The organism is Paenibacillus phytohabitans (genome assembly GCF_013141775.1).
In the GTDB taxonomy this organism is placed as follows: domain Bacteria; phylum Bacillota; class Bacilli; order Paenibacillales; family Paenibacillaceae; genus Paenibacillus_AQ; species Paenibacillus_AQ phytohabitans.
In genome coordinates, this window is the sequence record NZ_WHOB01000095.1 from 45798 (window position 1) to 52412 (window position 6615).

5 protein-coding genes and 8 tRNA genes are annotated in these 6615 nt (G+C 48.8%); all 13 read right to left on the reverse strand.

What is annotated here, in order from left to right; genetic code table 11:
• Positions 1–7 precede the first annotated feature (7 nt).
• On the reverse strand, positions 8–1039 hold the full coding sequence (lgt, locus tag GC101_RS33535; protein WP_039302342.1) for a prolipoprotein diacylglyceryl transferase: 1032 nt from the start codon (positions 1037–1039) through the stop codon (positions 8–10).
• 12 nt (positions 1040–1051) lie between these two features.
• Positions 1052–1990 carry an HPr(Ser) kinase/phosphatase gene (gene hprK / locus GC101_RS33540; protein WP_042132736.1) on the reverse strand — a complete coding sequence of 313 codons (939 nt, stop codon included), beginning with the start codon at positions 1988–1990 and terminating at the stop codon, positions 1052–1054.
• Between the two features lie 287 nt (positions 1991–2277).
• Positions 2278–3399 (reverse strand): ABC transporter ATP-binding protein, encoded by a 1122-nt coding sequence (locus tag GC101_RS33545; protein WP_042132735.1) that lies wholly within the window; start codon positions 3397–3399, stop codon positions 2278–2280.
• 109 nt (positions 3400–3508) lie between these two features.
• Positions 3509–4606, reverse strand: a complete 1098-nt coding sequence (locus GC101_RS33550) for a PucR family transcriptional regulator (protein WP_052421605.1) — start codon at positions 4604–4606, stop codon at positions 3509–3511.
• 116 nt (positions 4607–4722) lie between these two features.
• Positions 4723–5667, reverse strand: a complete 945-nt coding sequence (locus GC101_RS33555) for an NAD(P)/FAD-dependent oxidoreductase (protein ID WP_171720834.1) — start codon at positions 5665–5667, stop codon at positions 4723–4725.
• Between the two features lie 157 nt (positions 5668–5824).
• A tRNA-Lys gene (locus GC101_RS33560) sits at positions 5825–5897 on the reverse strand.
• A gap of 11 nt (positions 5898–5908) precedes the next feature.
• Positions 5909–5991: transfer RNA gene (locus GC101_RS33565), tRNA-Tyr, on the reverse strand.
• Positions 5992–5995: 4 nt separating this feature from the next.
• Positions 5996–6071, reverse strand: a tRNA-Phe gene (locus GC101_RS33570).
• A gap of 28 nt (positions 6072–6099) precedes the next feature.
• A tRNA-Asp gene (locus GC101_RS33575) sits at positions 6100–6177 on the reverse strand.
• Between the two features lie 17 nt (positions 6178–6194).
• Positions 6195–6270, reverse strand: a tRNA-Thr gene (locus GC101_RS33580).
• A gap of 30 nt (positions 6271–6300) precedes the next feature.
• Positions 6301–6376: transfer RNA gene (locus GC101_RS33585), tRNA-Val, on the reverse strand.
• Between the two features lie 9 nt (positions 6377–6385).
• Positions 6386–6462: transfer RNA gene (locus GC101_RS33590), tRNA-Met, on the reverse strand.
• 24 nt (positions 6463–6486) lie between these two features.
• Positions 6487–6578, reverse strand: a tRNA-Ser gene (locus GC101_RS33595).
• Between the last annotated feature and the right edge of the window lie 37 nt (positions 6579–6615).

The following is a 6615-nucleotide window of genomic DNA, read 5'->3' on the forward strand; positions in this document are numbered from 1 at the left end:
AGTTCTACTACTCCTTTGTTTCCTTATCTTCAGATGAGTCCTTCACCGGCTGGATAGGCTGAGGAGCCTTCTGCGGTGTATTCACTGCACTCTCGGGAACTACAGCATCTGCCGCTGCCGGTTTAGTGCTGACAATCGGATCAGAATAATGATCCTTCGGCTGACCGCTGACACGCCGTACAATGATCAATACAACTGCAACGAGAATGATCAGTAGTGCCAGCAGCTGTGAGATACGGACATTCCCGTATGCCGGATCGAAATACCCCTGCTCAAATCCCAGCCATTTCATCGGACTCCATAGACCGTTAATGAACGATGCCAAACCGCTGCTGCCGTTAAATCCTAGGCTGTCCGTACGTAAAGCTTCAATAAAGAAGCGGCCGATCGAATACCAGATGAAATAAGACATGAAGATTTCACCGGCACGGACAAATTTCTGGCGGCGCAGCACCATGAGGAGCAGAATGCCCAGCAGGCTCCAGAGCGATTCATACAGGAAGGTCGGATGGTGAAACGCATCCCCTATGTACATTTGATTCACAATAAAGTCCGGCAGATGCAGCTTGTCACGCAGGAAAGATTCCTCTACAACGCCGCCGTAGGCTTCCTGATTGATGAAATTACCCCAACGGCCAATCATCTGACCGGCGAGCAGTCCAGGTGCACAAATGTCTACGATACGCCAGAACGGATATCCCTTGTAACGGAAATAAATAATTCCGCAGATGATCGCCCCGATCAGCGCGCCATAAATAGCAATACCGCCATTCCAGACTTTGAATATATCCAGCAAGTTGTCCTTATAATCTTCCCATTTGAACGCTACAAAATAAATCCGCGCGCCAATGATCGCCGAAGGGACTCCGAGCAGCAGCATGTCCATGAAGAACTCCTGCGGAATGTTGTAGCGTTTGCCTTCTTGAATAGCAAGGAATAATCCGGCTAATGCACCAAGACCCAGTATCAAACCATACCAGTGAACAGGCAGTGAACCGATGGAGAAGACAATCGGATTAATCGCTAATGAAAAAAACATGCTCTCACACTCCTAGTCCAGATCATCCATGTCTTCAGAGATGGTGGCTGTAAGTTTATTCGTAAATTGTAGAGCCGCGTTAAAGCCCATTTGTTTCAACCGGTAGTTCATCGCCGCAACCTCGATAATTACCGCAAGGTTACGTCCCGGACGTACGGGGATCGTTACAAGCGGCACATCGGTGTCAATGATCCGTGTAGTCTCCTCATCCAGTCCGAGCCGGTCATATTGTTTATCCTGCTGCCAGGCCTCGAGTCTAACGACCAGTGTGATCCGCTTATGATTACGGATGGCCCCGGCACCGAAGAGAGTCATTACATTAATAATCCCTACCCCGCGGATTTCGAGCAAATGACGAATGAGCTCCGGAGCTGTACCATGCAGCTGGTTATCCGAGGTCTGACGGATCTCTACAGCATCATCGGCGATCAGGCGGTGCCCGCGTTTAACCAGTTCGAGCGCCGTTTCACTTTTACCGATACCGCTGCTGCCTGTAATCAGCATACCTACACCATATACATCACAGAGAACACCGTGGATTGTTGCCGTAGGTGCCAGTCTGCCTTCCAGGAAGCTTGTCAGTCTGCTCGAGAAAATAGTGGTCGCCATTGAGCTGCGCAGCACAGGTAATCCCTTTTCATTACTGATCTCAATAAGCTCCTGCGGAACATCCAGTGCACGGGTAATTACAATACAAGGGGTATTATCGTTGCAAATCCCGCGAATCCGGCTTTTGCGTTCTTCCTCAGGTAGCATTGAGAAAAAAGCCAGCTCTGTTTTGCCCAGCAGCTGAACACGTTCTTCCGGATAATATTCGAAATAACCGGCCATTTCCAGTCCCGGACGATTCAAATCATCCACTGTAATCGGTCTTTTCAGACCCTCTTGTCCGGAAACAACCTCTAATTGAAAATGCTGTACCAGTTCTGATACCTTTACCTTCTTAGCCATGTATGTCCGTCCTTTCGTCACCTGCGGTTGTGCCCGTTTCCTGCACCCGGGTTCACAACTTTTCCCATTCCAGCTACAGGTAATTCTCCTGCTATCTTAATTGATAACGCCTATGAATGCAATCTTATTACCTACGGTATTGCTAAGCCAGTCCTGACGGAATCCCCTGCTTTCCGGGTCCTTGGACCATTACGTTTTATCTCCGGCTCTACATGCCCAATACAAGAAAAAGCCGCCTGTGAGGGCGGCTTTCTTCTATTATAACCTATATCCCGCTGTGCTTTGTCTTATCCCAGCAGAATGTTCAGTTCGGACTCTTTATCGAAGAGGTGAATTTTGTTCATGTCGATTGCCAATCTAGGCTTGCTGCCTTCACGGGTAGTGGAACGTCCATCTACACGGGCAATTACAGTGTTAGCGCCAAGGCCGCTCAAGTAGAGGAGCATTTCATGACCAAGGTTTTCAGTAACATCAACCAGCGAAGTGAAGATTGTGTTAGGGGAAGCTTCCAGGAACACTGGCTCTTCATGAATATCTTCTGGACGAACGCCCATGATTACATCTTTGCCGATATAACCTTTGTTGCGCAGGATTGTAGCTTTGCCGCCTGGAACTTCAACATCAAGGTTATCTGCGCGGAAGCGAACAGCGCCGCCAACATCGGAGAGTGTACCATTGATAAAGTTCATTGTTGGGGATCCGATGAATCCTGCAACGAACAGGTTTGTAGGCTCATTGTACAATTCTTCAGGGGAAGCTGCTTGTTGAATGATACCATCGTACATAACTACGATACGGTCACCCATTGTCATAGCTTCTGTCTGGTCATGCGTTACATAGATACAAGTGGTTTCAAGACGTTTAACCAGCTTAGTGATTTCAGCACGCATTTGACCACGAAGTTTAGCATCCAAGTTGGAAAGAGGCTCATCCATCAGGAAGACTTGCGGATCACGGACAATAGCGCGGCCCAGAGCGACACGTTGGCGTTGACCACCGGACAGTGCCTTAGGTTTGCGTTCCAGCAAATGCTCGATATCGAGAATTCTTGCTGCTTCGCGCACTTTCTTGTCGATTTCTTCTTTCTTCACTTTACGCAGTTTCAGACCGAAAGCCATGTTCTGATACACGCTCATATGCGGGTACAGGGCGTAGGATTGGAATACCATCGCGATATCGCGGTCTTTAGGAGCCACGTCATTCACTACACGGTCACCAATGTACATTTTACCTTCAGAGATTTCTTCAAGACCTGCGATCATACGCAGTGTTGTGGATTTACCGCAACCGGAAGGACCAACCAGTACGAGAAATTCCTTATCTTTAATATCAAGATTGATATCGATTACTGTTGCTTTATCGGAACCCGGGTATTTTTTGAAAATATGCTCTAAACGTACGCCTGCCATTGTATTTCCCCCTCGAGTCAATTATTGGATTAGAAAATCAAACGCTTTCTTGTACACTTATCTTACCCCAGACCAGGCCTCCTGGCTATTTGTAAGGTTCACAAAAATCCTATTTTCTTTTCGTCACTTTATACAATAACATGGCTAACTTCACAATCGCCGCATCCCCGAAACTGCGGACATCCGCTCCCGTTTCCTGTTTGATCTTGTCGAGTCTGTACAGGAGCGTATTCCGGTGGATATACAGCTTCTTCGCGGTTTCGCTGACATTGCAGTCCATTTCAAAAAAAGTCTCCAGCGTCAGCAGCATTTCCTTATCCGCCAGCACAGCCGTATAATCACCGATCTGACCCAGCAGCTGTCTGCGGCGGTCATCGGGGATACTGTTCACCAGACGCTCCATATGAAGCTCCCACGGCAGATGGATATAATCACCTACCTGGAAGATCCGGCCCAGAATAATCGTCTCGCGCAGCAGAGCCACGGAGCCTGTCAGGCCTTTAACCGGAATGATGGCCGGAGAAACCGCCAGATGGAAGACGCCAACCCATTCACTGGCGATCAGTTCATGCAGTCCCATAGAGGTCTGAGACAGCAGATCCTCAGCACTTTCTTCCTCATCTTCCTTATCATCTCCGCCGGTGAGCAGTTCCTTACGGGCTAAAATTAACCATTCCTTATCCAACAGCGGAATTAGCAGAACTTCGTTCTCGAAATAACTGCGTAACAGCTTCATTAACGAACGGTATGTCATCTGCGGATTATGGACATTCTCACTAACCAGCAAAAAAGGAATCATATCCCCGAACAGCCGGCCTTTCAGCGTAATATCATCCGGAATCTCTGCATCATCCTTTTCTTGCTCGAGCTGCGAGTTCAACCAGCCGCTAAGCTGACGGGCTTCCATCTCTCCTTCTTCCTTAAGCCCGGTAGCCTTGAGGGCTACCGCGAAATTACGGCCCGCATAATTGACCAGCTGCAGTTCCAGAGGCGACAGCCCTTCTGTCTCCACCCACACCGCGGTTATACGCCCGTCATTCTCATATAGGGGAATCCACAAATATCCCTCATGAAAGACCGCCTGCTCTTGATCCTTCTCCGTGCCCATGCCAAAAAGAGAAGCTGAATGCTGCCTCCCGAGCTGCTTGATTCCGGTTCTCTTTCCGGTGAGTTGCTCCAATTTTTGACGCAAAACCTCACTATCCATCGTCACCATTCTCCACCACTTTTGCTCTTTTCGCCTATTTTATCATATTTTGCTGCAAATTGCGGAATAGCTCTCCTGAACCCTGAGTGACATTTGATCAGTTGTGTATCAAAAGTCTATTTTGCTGCATAATGCTTCTTGGCTGGAGGCAGACTTACCGGATTCATCTTTTTCAAAATCTTATGCATCCAGATCCCGGCAATGGCTCCTTCGCCCATAGCGACCGTCGCCTGCTCCGCATGCACTGCAACATCTCCTGCCACCCATACATGCTCGATATTAGTCATTAATGAACGTTTATTCGCCTCCACATGCTTGTTCTTATGAAGCGTCACTCCCAGCTGTGCAGCTAGCTCAGAATGTACCGGATTCTGGCCAAAAGCAATAAACCCGCGCTCTGCCGGCAGAACCTCCCCGTTCTCCAAGGCTACCGCCTTAATTCTTCCGTTCTCTTCCTCAATGCGGGCAACGGGTTCTTCGATATACTGTATATCCTCATCCCGCAGCCGGTTACGATTTTCCGCCGAGACGGGTGTATGTTCATGATTAATGTAGGTCAAATCACCTGTGCGTTCCCTTAAAACAAAAGCCATATTAGCGCCCACATCACCAGAGCCTATCAATACGGTCTGCCGGTTCTGAATTTCAAAGCCATCACAGTCCGGGCATACATAGATCGTCATGCCAAGGGCAGGCCGTAAGCCCGGCAGCTCAGGAAACCGGTCCATTACTCCTGTAGCAAGCAGCAGAGTCCGGCCTGCATATTGCTGCCCCCCGGTTCCGTGAAGTATGAATAATTCGTCCGGCTTCTCGGCTTTTACTATTCTATCCTTCTGAAACGCTACACCTGCCCTTTCGGCCTGAAGTCTCCCCCTGGCCCGCAGTTCCTCACCCGGCACACCGTCAGGCCAGCCCAATATATTATGATAATTCCGGCATATGCTTGATCTTCCGCCTCCTGCATCAATTACAAGCACCTGATGGACCGAGTAACGTCCCAATTGAATAGCCGCCTGAAGCCCCGCAAAACCGCCGCCCACTATAATCGCATCATAGATCAATTGTCATTCCCTCATTTCTACAGCATTATAGACTTATAATTAAACGAGGAGAGCTATTTTAAACGAAATCCGGGTAATTTATATACTTTTTAATATTCAGACCTCCAGAAAATATAAAAAAAGCCATCACATGAAAGTGATGACTTCTTGATTGAGATGAGCCATGAAGGACTCGAACCTTCGACACCCTGATTAAAAGTCAGGTGCTCTACCAACTGAGCTAATGGCTCATAAAAAGGGATGGAGGCTGATGGATTCGAACCACCGAACACGTACGTGAGCAGATTTACAGTCTGATGCGTTTGGCCACTTCGCTAAGCCTCCATAATGGTGGCGCGGGAGGGAATCGAACCCCCGACACAAGGATTTTCAGTCCTTTGCTCTACCGACTGAGCTACCGAGCCATAAAAACAAGCCTTAAAACAAAAAAAATGGCGGAACCGACGGGATTCGAACCCGCGATCTCCTGCGTGACAGGCAGGCATGTTAGGCCAACTACACCACGGTTCCACAATTTAATGTAAAAATGGTGCCGGCGAGAGGACTTGAACCCCCAACCTACTGATTACAAGTCAGTTGCTCTACCAGTTGAGCTACACCGGCACGGTGTAAGGTGGATCTAAGATTTAAAAATGGTGGAGGCTGAGGGGTTCGAACCCCCGACCCTCTGCTTGTAAGGCAGATGCTCTCCCAGCTGAGCTAAGCCTCCGGGTATGTATGGTAGCGGCAGAGGGGATCGAACCCCCGACCTCACGGGTATGAACCGTACGCTCTAGCCAGCTGAGCTACGCCGCCACACTACAAGTATTGGATTTATAATGGCGGAGAGAGAGGGATTCGAACCCTCGCACCGCTTACGCAGTCTAACCCCTTAGCAGAGGGTCCCCTTATAGCCACTTGGGTATCTCTCCAAATAAATGGTAGCCATGTAAATCCGCACAGGAAATT